This is a genomic window from Dyadobacter soli, assembly GCF_900101885.1.
Taxonomy (GTDB): Bacteria; Bacteroidota; Bacteroidia; order Cytophagales; family Spirosomataceae; genus Dyadobacter; species Dyadobacter soli.
Window position 1 is genome coordinate 68,552 of sequence record NZ_FNAN01000030.1, and the last position, 15,122, is coordinate 83,673.

General features: G+C 51.6%; 15 protein-coding genes. 10 read left to right on the forward strand and 5 right to left on the reverse strand.

Annotation, left to right across the window (positions count from 1 at the left end; all coding sequences use genetic code 11):
• The first annotated feature begins 8 nt into the window (after window positions 1-8).
• Entirely contained in the window at window positions 9-1,403 is a 1,395-nt protein-coding gene (locus tag BLQ88_RS34195; RefSeq protein ID WP_090157536.1) for a M20/M25/M40 family metallo-hydrolase, read from the forward strand.
• A gap of 98 nt (window positions 1,404-1,501) precedes the next feature.
• Here BLQ88_RS34195 and BLQ88_RS34200 read toward each other — a convergent pair whose 3' ends face one another.
• Window positions 1,502-2,224 (reverse strand): proteasome-type protease, encoded by a 723-nt coding sequence (locus BLQ88_RS34200; RefSeq protein ID WP_090157521.1) that lies wholly within the window; start codon window positions 2,222-2,224, stop codon window positions 1,502-1,504.
• A 106-nt stretch (window positions 2,225-2,330) separates the two neighbouring features.
• Here BLQ88_RS34200 and BLQ88_RS34205 point away from each other — a divergent pair, with 106 nt between their 5' ends.
• Window positions 2,331-3,164, forward strand: coding sequence for a maleylpyruvate isomerase N-terminal domain-containing protein (locus BLQ88_RS34205; protein WP_090157522.1), 834 nt, complete (start codon window positions 2,331-2,333; stop codon window positions 3,162-3,164).
• A gap of 53 nt (window positions 3,165-3,217) precedes the next feature.
• The gene (locus tag BLQ88_RS34210; RefSeq protein WP_176885188.1) at window positions 3,218-3,919 is read left to right on the forward strand and encodes an SGNH/GDSL hydrolase family protein; all 702 of its coding nucleotides are present in this window, start codon (window positions 3,218-3,220) and stop codon (window positions 3,917-3,919) included.
• Between the two features lie 72 nt (window positions 3,920-3,991).
• Here BLQ88_RS34210 and BLQ88_RS34215 read toward each other — a convergent pair whose 3' ends face one another.
• From BLQ88_RS34215 to BLQ88_RS34225, 3 genes are all read right to left on the reverse strand, one after another.
• On the reverse strand, window positions 3,992-4,315 hold the full coding sequence (locus BLQ88_RS34215; RefSeq protein WP_090157523.1) for a 2Fe-2S iron-sulfur cluster-binding protein: 324 nt from the start codon (window positions 4,313-4,315) through the stop codon (window positions 3,992-3,994).
• Window positions 4,316-4,317: 2 nt separating this feature from the next.
• Complete coding sequence (locus BLQ88_RS34220) at window positions 4,318-5,322, reverse strand: NAD(P)/FAD-dependent oxidoreductase (protein ID WP_090157524.1); 1,005 nt, start codon at window positions 5,320-5,322, stop codon at window positions 4,318-4,320.
• A 110-nt stretch (window positions 5,323-5,432) separates the two neighbouring features.
• Window positions 5,433-6,335, reverse strand: a complete 903-nt coding sequence (locus tag BLQ88_RS34225; RefSeq protein WP_090157525.1) for a diacylglycerol/lipid kinase family protein — start codon at window positions 6,333-6,335, stop codon at window positions 5,433-5,435.
• Window positions 6,336-6,419: 84 nt separating this feature from the next.
• Between BLQ88_RS34225 and surE the strand changes: the two genes are divergently transcribed.
• From surE to BLQ88_RS34240, 3 genes are all read left to right on the forward strand, one after another.
• The gene (gene surE, locus BLQ88_RS34230; RefSeq protein WP_090157526.1) at window positions 6,420-7,154 is read left to right on the forward strand and encodes a 5'/3'-nucleotidase SurE; all 735 of its coding nucleotides are present in this window, start codon (window positions 6,420-6,422) and stop codon (window positions 7,152-7,154) included.
• Between the two features lie 231 nt (window positions 7,155-7,385).
• Window positions 7,386-8,678 (forward strand): MFS transporter, encoded by a 1,293-nt coding sequence (locus BLQ88_RS34235; RefSeq protein WP_090157527.1) that lies wholly within the window; start codon window positions 7,386-7,388, stop codon window positions 8,676-8,678.
• Between the two features lie 56 nt (window positions 8,679-8,734).
• On the forward strand, window positions 8,735-11,056 hold the full coding sequence (locus BLQ88_RS34240; protein WP_090157528.1) for a DUF7133 domain-containing protein: 2,322 nt from the start codon (window positions 8,735-8,737) through the stop codon (window positions 11,054-11,056).
• An 82-nt stretch (window positions 11,057-11,138) separates the two neighbouring features.
• Here BLQ88_RS34240 and BLQ88_RS34245 read toward each other — a convergent pair whose 3' ends face one another.
• Window positions 11,139-11,561, reverse strand: a complete 423-nt coding sequence (locus tag BLQ88_RS34245; RefSeq protein ID WP_176885189.1) for a DUF4279 domain-containing protein — start codon at window positions 11,559-11,561, stop codon at window positions 11,139-11,141.
• Window positions 11,562-11,661: 100 nt separating this feature from the next.
• Between BLQ88_RS34245 and BLQ88_RS34250 the strand changes: the two genes are divergently transcribed.
• The 4 genes from BLQ88_RS34250 to BLQ88_RS34265 all read left to right on the forward strand — a co-directional run.
• On the forward strand, window positions 11,662-12,216 hold the full coding sequence (locus tag BLQ88_RS34250; protein ID WP_090157530.1) for a TetR/AcrR family transcriptional regulator: 555 nt from the start codon (window positions 11,662-11,664) through the stop codon (window positions 12,214-12,216).
• A 51-nt stretch (window positions 12,217-12,267) separates the two neighbouring features.
• Entirely contained in the window at window positions 12,268-13,176 is a 909-nt protein-coding gene (locus tag BLQ88_RS34255; RefSeq protein WP_090157531.1) for an NAD(P)/FAD-dependent oxidoreductase, read from the forward strand.
• 78 nt (window positions 13,177-13,254) lie between these two features.
• A complete protein-coding gene (locus BLQ88_RS34260; RefSeq protein ID WP_090157532.1) occupies window positions 13,255-14,418 on the forward strand; it encodes a THUMP domain-containing class I SAM-dependent RNA methyltransferase in 1,164 nt (387 codons plus the stop codon).
• 472 nt (window positions 14,419-14,890) lie between these two features.
• Window positions 14,891-15,122 (forward strand): ISAon1 family transposase N-terminal region protein (locus tag BLQ88_RS34265; RefSeq protein ID WP_445447084.1); only part of this gene is annotated, 232 nt, incomplete at its 3' end.

The following is a 15,122-nucleotide window of genomic DNA, read 5'->3' on the forward strand; positions in this document are numbered from 1 at the left end:
AAAAGTTTATGAGTTTAGAGTTCAAGAGTTTCTTTACGGCGCTATCCCTTTTCATTGCGGGGGTAGCGCTGCCCGTTTCGGCCCAAACCGACTTCCAGGCCGACTCGGCATTTATCCGCAAAATTTACGACACCGCACTCAGCGAGGGCAAATCCTATGAATGGTTGCGGCACCTTACCCAGCAGGTCGGCCCGAGGCTGAGCGGCTCGGAAGGCGCTGCAAAGGCTGTTTTGTATACCAAATCGGTGATGGAAAGTGAGCGTTTCGATCATGTATTCCTGCAAAATGTGATGGTACCGCATTGGGTCCGCGGCGCGAAAGAGAAAGCACAGATTAGCAATGGGAAACAAAAGACGGACGTTCCTATTGCTGCATTGGGCGGTTCTATCGCCACTCCAAAAGGCGGTATCAGGGCGAAAGTGATCGAGGTGAAGAGCTTTCAGCAGCTCCGCGACCTGGGTACCGAAAAGGTGAAAGGCAAAATTGTGTTCTTCAACCGGCCGATGGACCCTACCAAAATCAACACATTCGAAGCCTATGCCGGTGCCGTAGAGCAACGGGCCGCAGGTGCGAGCGAGGCGGCCAAACTCGGCGCCATTGGCTCCATTACCCGCTCAATGACCACCCGCCTGGACGACTTCCCGCATACGGGCAGCATGCGTTACGCGAGCGGCGCGCCCATGATCCCGGCGGCGGCGATCAGTACCAACGGCGCGGAGCTTTTGAGCAAAACATTACAAGCCAATCCGGAGACGGAATTCTATTTCGAACAAAACTGTGAAACGCTTCCCGACGCTGCGTCGCATAATGTGATCGGCGAATTGAAGGGGAAAACGAATGCCGGCAAATACATTGCCATCGGCGGCCACCTCGATTCGTGGGATTTCGCGCAGGGCGCGCACGACGATGGCTCGGGCTGTGTGCAATCGATCGAGGCATTGCGGATACTGAAAGCGTTGGGGTACCAGCCTAATCATACGCTACGTGCGGTAATGTTCATGAACGAAGAAAATGGTATGAAAGGCGGCATTACTTACGCAGATTCTGCCAAATCGAAGCAGGAAACACATATTGCGGCCATCGAATCGGATCACGGCGGGTTTTCACCACGCGGTTTCGGGATTGTGGGTACGCCTGCACAAAAGGCCAGAATACAGCAATGGGCTGGGCTGTTTGCGGCATACGGCGTTCATGAGCTGGGGCCGGGCGGTGGCGGCGCGGATATTGGCCCGCTCGCGCAGCAGGGTACCGTGCTGCTCGGGTTAATGCCGGATACGCAGCGGTATTTCGACTATCACCACGCCGCTAACGACCGGTTTGAAGCAGTGAGCAAGCGGGAACTGGAACTGGGCGCGGCGGCTATGGCCTCCATGTTGTACCTTATCGACAAGTATGGCCTCTGAGGGCCTGCGTCCGGGACGCATCCCGGTGCCCACATCCCACGTCCCGGTGCCCAGGGCTTAAGCCCTGGGTTGTGGGATGCGGGATCGTCTCTCCATATCTACAGCATCTTGCTGAACGTCGTATCCATCCATTCTTCCGGGATGTCGTCGAGCGCCTGTTTGAGCTTTACGGCCCATATTCTGGATATTTCCTCCATATCTTTCTGCTCGTAGCGATGTTCGGCAATGGCGAAACTGTCCTTTTTGTACAACACGACATCTATCGGAAAATCGACGTCATTGTTACTAACCCGCGTCGAATCGAATGACAGGAAGCCGGCTTTCAATGCCTGTTTCATCGTCGAATTTTCGTTCAGCACGCGGTTGAGTATGGCTTTCCCCTGGCCCGAATTGCCGATGATCACATAGGGCGAGCCTTCATCGAGTTCCACCCAATTGCCTTCGGAGTAAAGCAGGAACAGCTTGTGGTCCTTATCGTCTTTCAGCTGGCCGCCCACGATGGTGTTGAGGTTGAATTTAAGACCGGCCCTTTCCAGGCTCGCCTTATCTTCCTCTGCCACGCGTTTGATCTGCTCACCGAATGCATTCACGGCTTTGTAAAGCTTGTTATAAACGACGCCTTCGCTGATCAGCTCTTCAAAATAATGCACGGCCTTGTCGCGCACGGACCGCAACCCGCTCGTCATGATGAACATCGAGTAGTTGTCCTGCTGGGTGACGTACATCTTCTTCTTGGTCGTCGTATTGGTGCCTGCGGTGATCCGCGTATCTGCCAGGGCAACGAGCCCCTCTTTCACTTTAATTCCTAAGCAATAAGTCATTTTTATACTCTTTGAACCGGCCCAAAAATACCAAATCACATGCTGAACATCACAACAAATCCCTTTTTCATCGATATTTAGAACAAAACAAGTCTACACCACCGCCATGATCCACACCATTCACCTCTTCGCGGAGCTTGACCAACACCTGATTGCTTTACTCCGATCGCTTACGCCGGAAGAGTGGGAAAAACCCACGGTAGCAAGGCTCTGGAAGGTCCGCGACGTGGCCGCGCATTTGCTCGACGGCAATGTCCGCGTGATCTCCATGTACCGCGACGGCCATTTCACTGCGCCCGACCGGGAAATAAACAGTTACGACGATTTGGTAGGTTACCTCAACCAGCTGAACGCCGATTGGGTAAATGCGTCGAAGCGAATGAGTCCCGCGTTACTCACCGAACTCCTCGAAACCACCGGTAAGCAGTACACCGAAATCATGCAACAGCAGAACCTCGAAGCCGACGCCCTTTTTTCCGTATCCTGGGCCGGCGAAACGGTTTCGAAAAACTGGTTCCACATTGCCCGCGAATACACCGAAAAGTGGCATCACCAGCAACAGATCCGCGACGCAGTCGGCCGGACGGACATTGTGCGCGGCATTATGACGCCCCGGCTCTTCCGCCCGCTCATCGAAACCTTCCTGCGCGGGCTCCCGCACACGTACAGGCACACACAAGCGCCCGACGGCACAGCCCTACGCATAGGCATCACGCTCGACGAGATTTTTGAATGGTTTTTGATTAAAACAGCAAACGGTTGGAAAATCAGCGGGACTTCCGAAAACGCTCCGGAAGCATCCGTTACCCTCGATGCCGACACCGCCTGGAAACTTTTTACCAAAGCCATTAAGCCCGATGAAGCACTCGCAAAAGCACATTTAACTGGTAATAAAGAGCTTGCAGGTACTACATTAAACCTGATCGCGGTGATGGCGTAAGCCAAATTCAATGACGATCGATCCGAAGCGGGCTGTAAAACAGTATATGAGGTATGAAACTGTATCAGATTGCGATCCTATTTTGCATACTGTCCTGCGGCGGCACACAAAGCCCGGTACCGTCCGCGCCGGGGCACAACGACCCCGCCGATGAAACCGGTAAGCCGCATTACCTCGCCCTGGGCGATTCTTACACAATCGGACAGAGCGTCGCACCGGACGAAAGGTGGCCCGTCATATTAGCCGACGAGTTGAAAAAAGTGGGAAAGCCAGTCGCAACGCCTGAAATCATCGCACGGACCGGCTGGACGACGCGTAACTTGCTCGACGCATTGGAGCAAAGCCCGCCCACCGGCACATTCGACCTGGTGTCGCTCCTGATCGGTGTCAACAATCAGTACCAGGGCAGAAATATGGAGGAATACCGCGTCGAGTTCCGTCAGTTGCTCGTCAAAGCGGTAGCCTATGCCGGCGACGATGCGGGGAATGTATTCGTGCTATCCATTCCGGATTGGGGCGTAACAGCCATGGGCGAGGGCAACCGCGACCATATTTCCGGCGAAATCGACCGTTTCAATGCCATTGCTAAGGACGAATGCGATAAGCTGAAAATCGTTTTTATCGACATTACCGGCATATCACGCAAAGCGCTCAATGACCCTAGCATGATCGCCAGCGACCAGCTGCACTTCTCGGGGAAAATGTACAGGTTATGGGTCAATGAGGCCATTTTACAGGTCAGAAAGCTTTTTTGATAAACTAAAAACCTCCGCTGTATGCCAGCGAAGGTTTATGTACTATTATTCCAAAATTCTAATAACCTAATTTCAAGCTTCCTGCAAGGCTTTCAGGCGAAACACCAGCCCGTCCATTTCGTCGGACGGCCGAAGCTGGCACGAGAGCCGGCTGTTACTATCCGCATTCGGCAGTGTATCGAGCGTATCGAGTTCCTGGTCGTTGGACTCCGGCAGTCTTTCCTTGCCTTCGAGCACTTCGATGTGGCAGGTGGCGCAGAGGGCCATTCCCCCGCAAGTCGCCTGGATATCGTATTCGTATGCTTTGAGGATTTCCATCAGGTTGAAGCCCATGTCGGTGGGCACTTCCAGGGCCTGACGTTCCCCTAAATCGTTCTCGATGAATATATTGATCATGGCTAAAATGGATTTACACCGTTAACTGTGGTGTATTTGAAACTCAATTTCTGATCCGGGTACACGTACTTGAATGCGCTCTGCATCATAATGGCCGCCTCGTGGAAGCCGCATAGAATGAGTTTCAGCTTACCCGGATAAGTATTGATGTCGCCGATCGCGTAAATGCGTTCGACATTGGTGGAATAGTCGAAAGTATCGACGATCACCGCCGATTTCTCGACGCCCAGGTTCCAGTCGGCAATGGGGCCGAGCTTGGGGCTCAGGCCGAACAGCGGGATAAAATCGTCGGTAGGAATGGTAAAAACGGACTTATCATTTCCCAGAATAGAAACCTCTTTGAGCACGCCATTGCCGCCGAGCTTGTTCACCTGCGCTTGTAAAACCAGGTCAATTTTGCCCTTTCCAGCCAGATCGTATACTTTTTCGGCCGAATCCGGCGCGCCGCGGAAGGTATCTCCCCGGTGTACGAGCGTCACGCGGGAAGCGACGTCGGCGAGGAAGATCGTCCAGTCGAGCGCGGAGTCGCCTCCGCCGGCCAATACCACATTACGGCCACGGAATTGCTCCGGCTTTTTAACCATATAATGCACGCCCTTGCCTTCGAAGTATTCGAGCTGCTCTACGGCTGGCTTGCGCGGTTCGAAGCTGCCAAGGCCCGCGGCGATCACCACCACTTTGCAATGCACGTCGGTACCTTCATTGGTGCGGACAATGTAGCTGCCATCGTCCTGCTTTTCGAGCACTTCCACTCTCTCACCTAATGTAAAGCCGGGTTTGAACTCCTCGATCTGCTTCATGAGGTTGTTCACCAGGTCTTCGGCGATGATGGCCGGCGCACCAGGAATGTCGTAAATGGGTTTTTGGGGATAAATTTCAGCCAGCTGGCCGCCTACCACCGGCAGGGCGTCGATCAGGTGGCAGCGCATTTTGAGCAGTCCGGCCTCGAAAACCGCGAAGAGCCCTACCGGCCCCGCTCCTATAATGCAAATGTCTGTGTGAATCATAATTCGATGTGAATGAGAATTTTGGAAAACTTTGATGCTCCAAAAGTAGTGCTCATTCACATCGTGCGCCAATCACAATTGGTTATCCGCTATAACCAAAAGTTATGACGCTATTTTTCGGTGATCATAAATTGCAGCATATCAGGCAGTATCTCGATCTCCACTTCGACAGGCTTTTCAATTTTCAATCGCTCGTCGTCGGCGTGAACATCTTTTCCGTCCCAGAACACCTTCACTTTCCTTGCCCGGATGGTAGAAAAGCTGAACTCTTTATCCTCATTATTGATCCGGTTGATCAAAAACGACTCGAATTTGTTTCGGCTGTTCTCGGAAACCATCACCACGTCGAGATAGCCATCTCCGGGATCGGCCTCGCCAGCCAGCACCAGGTTAGGCCCGATGGAACGGATATTCATGATTTCCACCATAATGTAATTCCCCGAATGCTCCACGCCATCGGCGACGATCGTACAGGGCCTCGCCTCGTAGTTCTGCACCACTTCCAGCAATACCGCACGTGCGGCTTTCAGCTTTTCTTCCGCCGTATCGCCGATATCCCCCTCGATTTTGTCCATCACCTTCATCAGGCGCGGGAAAATGCCATAGCCGAATGCTTCCAGGAAAAACAGATCCTCACCCACGCCGTGCACACGGCCGATATCGAAAGGTTGGAGACGGTAATGGTGCCAATGCGGGATGATATCCTTCGGATGCCCGTCGATCTTCAACGCGGTGGCGATGTTGTTGGCCGTTCCGTGGGGCAGCAGCGCGAGGGGAAACTGTTTTTCTAGCCGTTTACGCTTCATAAGCGCTTTCGCAGCACGGCGCACGGTCCCGTCCCCGCCCGCGATGATCAGAAAATCGGTTTTTTCTTCGAAATCGTCCCAGCCCTCTTCTTTGACAGAAGCATACGTGCATTCGAAACCTTCTTTCTTGATGATTTTGAGCAGTTCTTTCTTGGAAAACTCATTGTCCCCGGCTGTCGGGTTGTGTAAAAGGGTCGTTTTTTTCATATCAGGATGTATAGCATACCTCGATTTCATAAAAAACATACCAGGCATAATTTTATTAACAAACACCTGAAAACGCTATACGTTATGAAAATCCTGGTAACGAACGACGACGGAATATACAGCCCGGGCATTGCAGCGCTCGCCAAAATCGCCTCGCGGTTCGGGGAGGTCAAAATTGTGGCCCCCGATGTGGAACAATCCTCTATGGGCCACGCAATTACGGCGTCCCGGCCCCTTTCCTATAAAAAGTCACCCATTGAATTCAACGGCATCGACGCCTATCGTGTGAACGGCACGCCCGCCGACTGCGTGGCATTGGGGCAACACCTTTGGGATAAGCCCGACGTGGTGCTTTCCGGGATCAATATGGGGCCAAACCTGGGGAATGCGATGTGGCATTCGGGCACACTCGCCGCAGCGAAGCAGGCAGTACTATTCGGGATCAAAGGCATTGCATTGAGTACGCCCACCGACATCGAACCCGATTTCGAAAAGCTCGATCCATTTGTCGAAAAGGCATTGCAGCTACTTTTTGAAAATCCACACCTGAACCTGGTGAACGTCAACTTCCCCCATGCACCCAAAGGCGTTCGTTGGACGAGGCAGTCGGTGCGGCTTTACGACAACAACATCGTCCCCGCACTCGATCCGATGGGCCGGAAACATTACTGGTTTACCGTGGTACCGCTGGAACCCGCCGAGGAAGGTACCGACCGCTGGGCCATCGAAAACAATTTCGTTTCTATCACGCCCCTCCGCCTCGACCTGACCAACGAAGCGGAACTTGTGAAAGCGCAACTTGCATATCCTATTACATGAGTATAACTTCTCAGGACGTGCCTTTAAAAAGCAATAGGGTGCCTTGGTAAATTATTTACGATACGTTCTTCTAGTTAACCCCGATCCCGCGTCTCCTTGGCGCGGGATTCTTTTTTTGTTAAAGTCTTTTGCAAATACATTAAGGGGTAGAATGGGTAAAATGCAGTCTTATCCCCAAGACAGAGGTATTTTTATTCATTCCTGAATCCAAGAAATCAGTTTTCCCCCATCATGAAACAAACCAATATTGGCAACTATCGCTGGGTTATTTGCGCATTACTCTTCTTTGCAACCACCATCAACTACATCGACAGACAGATACTTGGATTACTAAAACCAACCCTCGAAACAGAGTTCAACTGGACCGAAACCGACTATGCGAACATCGTAATGGTCTTCGCGGGCTGCTATGCCGCGGGTTACATCGTCTTCGGTAATATCATCGACAAGATCGGCTCGAAACTGGGTTATGCCGTTTCGATCATCATTTGGAGTATCGCCGCTGTGGCGCATGCATTCGTCAAAAGTACTTTCGGCTTCGGCGCTGTCCGTGCCGTTCTTGGCCTTGGCGAAGCGGGTAACTTCCCGGCCGCTGTAAAAGCAACTGCCGAGTGGTTTCCCAAACGTGAACGAGCGCTCGCAACAGGTATTTTCAACTCTGGAACAAGTATCGGGGCCGTAGCAGCACCCATTCTCGTTCCCTGGCTGCTGAGTACTTACAGCTGGCAGGGTGCATTCATTATCACCGGCGCGATTGGCTTCATCTGGCTGATATTCTGGTGGTTGATGTACGAAATCCCTTCCCGCCACAAAAAGGTGGGCGCGGAAGAATATGCGTTCATACACAGCGACAACGAGGCCGGCGACGGCGAGAACCAGAAGCCTATTCACTGGACCAAATTGGTAACACTGCCGCAAACCTGGGTATTCATCATCGGTAAGTTCCTCACCGACCCGGTGTGGTGGTTCTTCCTGTTCTGGTTGCCTTCTTACTTCGCAACTACATTCGCATTGGATCTCAAAAAGCCAAGTCTGCACCTGGCGATCGTTTACACGGCGACCACTTTCGGTAGTATCGGCGGCGGTTACCTGTCGTCGTACCTGATCAAAAAAGGCTGGGCACCGCTCAGAGCCCGCAAAACGACATTGCTCGTGATGGCATTCGCCGTGATGCCGATCATCTTTGCGCAGTTCGCGACGGATATCTGGACGGTCGTAGGCATTATCGCCATCGCCACCGCCGCACACCAGGCGTGGAGCGCGAACATTTTCACGATTGTTTCCGATATTTTTCCAAAACGTGCCGTAAGCTCGGTGGTAGGTATCGGCGGGATGGCCGGCTCGCTCGGCTCGACGTTCTTCCCGTTGCTGGTAGGTGCATTGCTCGACCACTATAAAGGAACCGGAAATATAGGCGCAGGCTACAACATTCTGTTCGTCCTTTGCGGACTGGCCTACATTATCGCCTGGCTGGCAATTCATTTCCTGACCAACCGCATGAAACCGGTTGAAGAATCGTTATAAGCAACTGATCTCCTGAAAAATCACCAAAGCTGTAATACTGCTAGCATAGCATTCTAATGAAGAAGTACCGTTATCCCCTTTTCATCCTGGCGGTTTCGTCCTTACTGGTTTATTGTAAAACCAATAAACAAACCACCCAGCAAACCGCCTCTTCCGCTGCTACAACTGTTGCGAAAGAAGAAAAACCTGTCCAGACGCCCGCAAAATCGCCATTCATACCCGCCAGCGAAACCATTGGCAAAATGGTGATCGAGGAAGGCTTTGAAGTGAAACTCGTTGCCGCCGAGCCCCTCGTGAGCGCGCCCGTGGCGATGCAGTTCGACGACAAGTCCCGCATGTGGGTCGTGGAAATGGTAGGCTACATGCCCGACACCATCGGTACCGGCGAGGACATTCCGAACGGTAACATTGTCATACTCGACGATAAGAACAAAGACGGCGTGTACGACGACCGCAAAGTGGTGATCGACTCGCTGATTCTCCCACGCGCGATTTGCCTGATCGAAAACGGCATTCTCGTGGCAGAGCCGACCAACCTTTGGTTTTATGAATTGAAAAATGACCAGGTTGTAAAAAAGACATTGGTTGATCCTAAATACACCGAGGGTGGTAACGTGGAGCACCAGCCTAACGGCCTTCTGCGCGCGATGGACAACTGGATTTACAATGCCAAATCCGACAAACGCTACCGCCATGTGGGTGGAAAGTGGGTGATCGAGCATACCCATTTCCGTGGACAATGGGGTATTTGCCAGGATAATTACGGCCGGCTTTACTATAACAACAACTCCCAAAACCTGCTCGGCGACTATTTCCCGGCAGGTCTGGGCGCCTGGAACAAAAACCAGCGCGGTGTGGCCGGTTATAACGAAAAGTCCGTAGCAAACAATAAAGTATATCCGCTCCACCCTACCCCTGGCGTGAACCGCGGTTATATGAAAAATGTCCTCGACGACAGCCTGCGCCTGAACGAATTTACAGCTGCTGCCGGACCGGTCATTTACCGCGGTGATCTGTTTGGTAAAAATTACGATTTCAATGCATTCGTGCCCGAACCTTCGGCGAACCTGATCAAACGCAATTTCCTGAACGAAAAAGGCTACGTTGTAAAAGGGGATATTGCCTACAAAGGCAAGGAGTTCCTGGCCAGCACCGACGAACGTTTCCGGCCGGTAAGCCTTTACAATGCGCCCGACGGCAGTATGTTCGTGCTCGACATGTACCGCGGCATTATCCAGCACAAAACCTACCTGACGCCTTACCTGAAAGACCAGATAGGCAAACGATCTCTTACGCAACCACTTTCGGCCGGCCGCATTTACAAGATCGTTCCGAAAGGCTCCAAGCCTAAGCCGGTTGTGATCCCGGACGGCGCACAGGAACTCGTGAAGCTGCTCGGCCACCCGAATGGCTGGGTCCGCGACCGCGCACAGCAAAAATTGATCGACGGCAAGTACAACCAGACCGTACCCGCGCTCCGTGAGGCCGTAAAGCAAACTGCCGACCCGCTGCTGGCTATCCATGCATTGTGGACGCTCGAAGGGTTGAACTCCCTGAAACCCGAAGAAGCATTGAGTTGGATCCGCCAATCGGCCTGGACGTTCCGCGCACAGGGACTTTACGCATCGGCGGCGGTGATTACGCCTACCTCCTACCAGCAATTTGCCACTGCATTCGACGGCATCGTCGATTCCGGCGATACGCTTGCCGCACCCTATATCGCGCTTCTGGCCAAAAGCATCGAAAAATTCGACCAGAATGCATCCCGCGGGCTGTTGAACAAGCTGGCGATCAAATATCCGAACAACCGCTTCGTATCCGACGCCATTGTGAGCAACTTGCAGGACCAGGAAGAAGTATTCCAAGGCGCTATTTCAGCCTCTGTATCCGACCAGAATGCGGTGATCAACAAGCAGCTCGCCCGCGTGATAACGGCCGTGCGTAATGCCCAGGGCAACCGCAACCCTGAAATGCTCAAAAAGGAATTTCCCAAAGGGGAGGCATTGTTCACCTCGGTATGCCAAACCTGCCACGGCCCCGACGGCGGCGGCGTGAAATCGCTCGCACCGCCATTGAACCAGTCGGAATGGGTCACCGGTAACAAGGACAAACTCATTTCCATCGTCCTATTCGGCCTCACGGGTCCTGTAAAAGTGAACGGCCACGTGTACCAGACGCCCGAAGTAAGCGGCGATATGCCCGGCATCGGCTACGACAAGGACATGCCCAACGAAGACATTGCACAGCTGTTAAGCTTCATCCGCCGCTCATGGCGCAACAACGCCGACAAGGTAAGTACCGAAGAAGTGACCAAAGTCCGCACCAAACTCACCGGCCGCGAAAAAGCATTCACCGAAGCCGAGCTAAACGGCATTTGATGGTATGTTTTTGATTTTGAATAAAAGGCGCCTTGAAAGGGGCGTCTTTTTTTGTTCCAATTCATATCCAAAGACATTTTCTTCAAACATCTTGCAGACAGTATAAATCCAGATCAAACTCGAAATTTAATTTTCTCGCCAGTGCATGGTATCTTGAAGAGAGGTGTACACTTGGCATGCTGACCTCATTGTTATAAATGTAAAGCGCCAGGGAAAATTCGCAGTAGTATTTGTCACAAATAGGTTTCAGCTCTTCGGTTCTTTGTTCAAGAATGTCCAGCAAGCTATCCATTTGTTCTTCAAAGGATGCCTCGTAATCAGCCGCATACAACATCCAAGCGTTCGCTTTGGCAAGTCTCGGAAACCTCGGGTTTATTTGCGTTCCTTTTATATGAATTCTGTTTGGGTTCACGCCAAATATTACGGTCAAGTCATCATGTGTAATATCCTCAAAATCAAATACATGAAAACCCAATTCAATTCTATTTTGTTCTGTTGCTTCCATACGATTGCTAATAGAGCCTGGACTAGTGAATTTGAAGAAATATGCAAAGTTCATACACAAATGTCACAAATATGAGACATTTCGCTATCTTTGCCAAACCATGAAAGACACCGAGCAAAGCATTATCGAAGCTGCGATCCTGATTTTCAATGAGGACCTGTCTGCGCCGCTGGAAAAGGTGGCGGATCAGGCGCAGGTTACGCGCAGGACTTTGCACCGGTATTTCAAAGATCGGAAGGAATTGATGGACAAATGCCAGAAGGAAATCCGGAAGGCTTGCGCGGTGGCTATGTCCAACGCTTATAATACAACGGAAAATCCACGGGAAAGGCTGGAAGCAATGTTTTACGCCGGGCTCGATTGCGGTTCCAAAAACACTTTTTTACATAAACTACACACGCTTCACGACCACAAACACCAGGCGGCCAACGAGGAATGCTCGGAGTATGACCACACCTTTGAGCTCTGGAAGGGGAACCTTCAAGTATTGCTTACCACAGGTATTATAAATCAGGGAATGACGGTCGACTGGATTCATAACTTTTTCCAGAGCGTTGTTGTGGTTTTTATCAATTCCCAGCAAAAAGGTGCGCTCGGCCGAACCGACGCGCGACAGCTTGCTTGGTTTTCATTCAGTAAAGGAATAGGTATTTAAAATTTTTTGTCCAATCATGTCTCATTTTTGAGACATTCATATATTTCAATTATGCCTGATCAACAAAATTTCGACGTCGCCATCATCGGCGGCAGCTATGCCGGGCTTTCGGCTGCGATGACATTGGGCCGTGCCCGCCGGAATGTGGTTATTATCGACAGCGGTAAACCCTGCAACCGGCAGACGCCCCATTCGCATAACCTTATTACCCATGATGGCAGGACGCCCGCTGAAATCTCCGCCCTCGCACGCGAGCAGGTACTCGCCTACCCGACCGTGCGCTTGCATAATGCGCTCGTGACATACGCGTCCGGGCGGGATGGGGCATTCTCGGTAGGTACCAGCGACGGACAGTCGTTCGAAGCTAAAAAACTCATTTTCGCCACCGGCATCCGTGACATTATGCCCGAAATTCCGGGTTTCGCCGAAAGCTGGGGGATCAGCGCCATCCATTGCCCCTACTGCCACGGCTACGAATACAGCGATGCCCGCACCGGCGTGCTCATGAACGGTGAGATGGCATTGGAATACCTGAAAATGATCCGTAACTGGACCGCCGACCTCACACTCTACACCAATGGCCCTGCGACATTTGACCAGGCCGTGCGCGACAAAATGCTCGCATTCGGCGCCGAGATCGTCGAACAACCCATAGCGTCCCTCGATCATGAAAACGGCTATTTGCGGACATTGCATTTAACGGACGGCTCCCTCCGCAACATTACCGCACTTTACCACCGCCCCGCATTCGTGCAGCATTGCCCGATACCCGGGGAACTGGGCTGCGAGCTCAATCCGCAGGGATTTATCAAGGTAGATGAAGCACAAAAAACGACAGTAGCCGGCATTTACGCCGCGGGTGATAACAGCGGTGCATTCAGGGGGTTAACGGGCGCTATGGCCACCGGGACCACCGCCGGCGCAAGGCTCAATCATGAATTAATCAATGAAGAGTACTGATTGGCAGCCCCAGAAGCGGTAGCTTTGTGGCTTGTCGGCGGTCGGTGGTCGGCCGTCGGCGGTCAAAAATTAGCAACAATGTCCCTATTCACTACCACAGCCCCCATTACCATCACTTGTTACAAACGCCTTGCGCCATTTCTTGAAAAAGAGGTGACGGAAATGGGTTACCGGGTGGAAGAAACATTTTCGACGGGCGTGCGGCTGCAGGGTACGATCAATGATTGTATCAAACTGAACCTCAACCTTTACTGCGCCAGCCAGGTACTTTACAGCCTCGGCACATTCAGCGCGCAGCACCCCGACGATGTGTATCGGTTTTTGTCCAAAATGCAATGGGAGAACATCCTGGCCGACGATGCCTATTTCTCAGTCACGAGCAATGTCATGACGGCCACTGTAAACAATACGATGTTCGCTAACCTGCGCGTGAAGGATGCCATCGTGGACAGGCTGCGCGATAAGAAAGGCGCGAGGCCGTCGACCGGCTCGGAACTGAAAGGTGCCGTTGTGCATTTGTTCTGGAAGGATGATCGGGCGGAAATTTTCATTGATACATCGGGCGAAACGGTGGCGCGGCATGGTTACCGCAAAATTCCCGGCAAGGCTCCTATGCTCGAAGCACTGGCTTCCGCTACAATCCTGGCCAGCCAGTGGAACCGAAACTCGGCATTCCTTAACCCGATGTGCGGCTCTGGGACGCTCGCGATCGAGGCCGCATTGATCGCTACGAACAGCCGTCCCGGGCTTTTCAGGGACAACTATTCGTTCATGCATTTGCTCGGGTATGACGAGGAAGTGTATTTCAAAGAGCAGGATAAGCTCGAAGCGCAGATCATCGAAGCGCCGAAATTGCGCATTATCGCCACGGACTACGACGAGAATGCGGTTGCCAATGCGAAAAAGAATGCGATCGCGGCCGGCGTGGCCAATATGATCGAGTTCGGGCTTTGCGATTTCGCGGATACCGAAGTGCCGCAGGATAACAAGGGCGTGTTCTTCATCAATCCCGAATACGGCGAGCGGCTCGGCGAAATCCCCGAACTTGAAGAAACTTATGGACGGATTGGTGATTTTATGAAACAGAAGTGTGGAGGATATTACGGATATGTATTCACCGGAAACCTCGATCTGGCCAAAAAAATAGGCCTGAAAGCCAAACGCAGAATTGAGTTTTATTCCGGAAAAATCGATTGCCGGCTGCTCGAATACGAACTCTACGAGGGTTCGAGAAGGATATAATCCAATTTTAACCTTGCGCGGCGATCGCTTTTGGCGTCACATTACGACAACTTTGGCATAATATTTAGATAATATAAGACATAACCATTTAGAAAAATTGTCATGAAACAAGCACAAAGTTCAGGAACCATGCCGAAAGGTCAGGTCCAGAACCGGCCTGAAAACAAGGACAATCTGGATAGCAGACATCGTGAGGAAGAGATGGTAAAAGGTAATCATATTACCAGTAACCAGAAAGAGAATCACAGTCTGGGAAAACAGCGAAGGTAGCATTCAAATGCACCAATTAAATGGTTCCTAAGTTGAGAACGAAGTCCGCATGAAACGATATATCATCCGGACTTCGTTTTTTTGTGTTTATTGATAATGTCCTTTGGCAGAAATTACGGTAACAGTTATCTCGGATCAAATCAAAAACTTGTGGAGCGCATAGGATTTTCTAGGTTTGTGTTTTTAATCAACCTAGTTCGTTTTGGAGAGTTTCTTGCCTATTATCCAGTTTCTATTACCAGAGTTTATCCTTGAAAATTTTGAATTGACATCCATCGACCGTCAGGATGGAGTATTTCACGTGCATATAGATGAGAAGAATGCGGATGAGAATGACCCGGAGAGGAAGAATTTGCTCTCCAAAGGGTTCTTTCCGATGATTACTGTTCAGGATTTTCCAATTCGGGGCCATAAGGTCTTCCTTCACATCAAAC

Excerpts from the sequence above, each read along its gene's own strand:
- BLQ88_RS34195 (WP_090157536.1), top strand. The coding sequence starts at position 9 with ATGAGTTTAGAGTTCAAGAGTTTCTTTACGGCGCTATCCCTTTTCATT.
- BLQ88_RS34200 (WP_090157521.1), bottom strand. The coding sequence starts at position 2,224 with ATGACTTATTGCTTAGGAATTAAAGTGAAAGAGGGGCTCGTTGCCCTG.
- BLQ88_RS34205 (WP_090157522.1), top strand. The coding sequence starts at position 2,331 with ATGATCCACACCATTCACCTCTTCGCGGAGCTTGACCAACACCTGATT.
- BLQ88_RS34210 (WP_176885188.1), top strand. The coding sequence starts at position 3,218 with ATGAAACTGTATCAGATTGCGATCCTATTTTGCATACTGTCCTGCGGC.
- BLQ88_RS34215 (WP_090157523.1), bottom strand. The coding sequence starts at position 4,315 with ATGATCAATATATTCATCGAGAACGATTTAGGGGAACGTCAGGCCCTG.
- BLQ88_RS34220 (WP_090157524.1), bottom strand. The coding sequence starts at position 5,322 with ATGATTCACACAGACATTTGCATTATAGGAGCGGGGCCGGTAGGGCTC.
- BLQ88_RS34225 (WP_090157525.1), bottom strand. The coding sequence starts at position 6,335 with ATGAAAAAAACGACCCTTTTACACAACCCGACAGCCGGGGACAATGAG.
- surE (WP_090157526.1), top strand. The coding sequence starts at position 6,420 with ATGAAAATCCTGGTAACGAACGACGACGGAATATACAGCCCGGGCATT.
- BLQ88_RS34235 (WP_090157527.1), top strand. The coding sequence starts at position 7,386 with ATGAAACAAACCAATATTGGCAACTATCGCTGGGTTATTTGCGCATTA.
- BLQ88_RS34240 (WP_090157528.1), top strand. The coding sequence starts at position 8,735 with ATGAAGAAGTACCGTTATCCCCTTTTCATCCTGGCGGTTTCGTCCTTA.
- BLQ88_RS34245 (WP_176885189.1), bottom strand. The coding sequence starts at position 11,561 with ATGGAAGCAACAGAACAAAATAGAATTGAATTGGGTTTTCATGTATTT.
- BLQ88_RS34250 (WP_090157530.1), top strand. The coding sequence starts at position 11,662 with ATGAAAGACACCGAGCAAAGCATTATCGAAGCTGCGATCCTGATTTTC.
- BLQ88_RS34255 (WP_090157531.1), top strand. The coding sequence starts at position 12,268 with ATGCCTGATCAACAAAATTTCGACGTCGCCATCATCGGCGGCAGCTAT.
- BLQ88_RS34260 (WP_090157532.1), top strand. The coding sequence starts at position 13,255 with ATGTCCCTATTCACTACCACAGCCCCCATTACCATCACTTGTTACAAA.